Origin of the sequence: Inquilinus sp. 2KB_23, from assembly GCF_052115705.1 — a bacterium.
Lineage (GTDB): Bacteria > Pseudomonadota > Alphaproteobacteria > DSM-16000 > Inquilinaceae > Inquilinus > Inquilinus ginsengisoli_A.
Window position 1 is genome coordinate 1 of sequence record NZ_JBFRHF010000089.1, and the last position, 882, is coordinate 882.

1 protein-coding gene is annotated in these 882 nt (G+C 71.2%); it reads right to left on the reverse strand.

All coding sequences use genetic code 11. The annotated features are described in order from the left end of the window. On the reverse strand, window positions 1-873 hold an 873-nt coding region (locus AB4112_RS36015; protein WP_441727279.1), incomplete at its 3' end, for an AMP-binding protein. Between the last annotated feature and the right edge of the window lie 9 nt (window positions 874-882).

The window sequence follows — 882 nt, forward strand, 5'->3', positions numbered from 1 at the left end:
GTCCCCGGTCCGGTCCCCGGTCCGGTACATCCGCCCGCCCGGCTCGCCCTGCGGGTCCGGCACGAACCGATCCGCCGTCAGGTCCGGGCGTCCGACATAGCCCCGCGCCAGACCGCTGCCACCGATGTACAGCTCTCCCGCCACGCCCACCGGCACCGGCTGCAGCCGACGGTCCAGCACATAGGCCCGGCGGTCCCCCACCGGGCGGCCGATCGGCACATAGGCGCCGTCGCACTCCGTCTCCACGCCGACCTTCCACACCAACGGCGTCACCACCGCCTCCGTCGGCCCATACCCGTTCAGCAGCACCCGCGGCCGCAACGCTCGACGCACACGGTCATACCCCGCCCGCGACATCGCCTCGCCGCCGAAGGAGATCAGGTCGGTGGCCGGGGCCTCGCCCTGGGCCTCGGCCCAGGACGATAGCTCGTCGAGATAGACGGGGGTGAAGTCGGCATTGGTGACGCCATGGCGGCGGAAAGCGTCGAGCGTCTGGTCCGCCGGCCACAAGCTCTCATCGCGCAGCACCAGGCTGGCGCCGCAGGTCAACGCCGTCAGCCAGCGCTCATGCGCCCCGTCGAAGCTGAAGGACAGGAAGTGGAATTCGCGTGAATGCTCACCGAGATCGCCGATTTCGGCCATCAGCCGGCAATGCTCCGCGATGGGTCCATGGGCGACGCCGACGCCCTTGGGCTTGCCGGTCGACCCCGAGGTGTAGATCACATAGGCCAGGTTCTCCGGGCACAGCGACACCACCGGCGCCACCGCCGCCTCGCCTGCCGCATCCTCGACCAGGATCCGCGCCGCCCCCGCCGGCAGCCGGTCCGACAGTGACGCCTGCGTCAGCACCAGGCGCAGCCCGCTATCCGCCACCATCTCCGC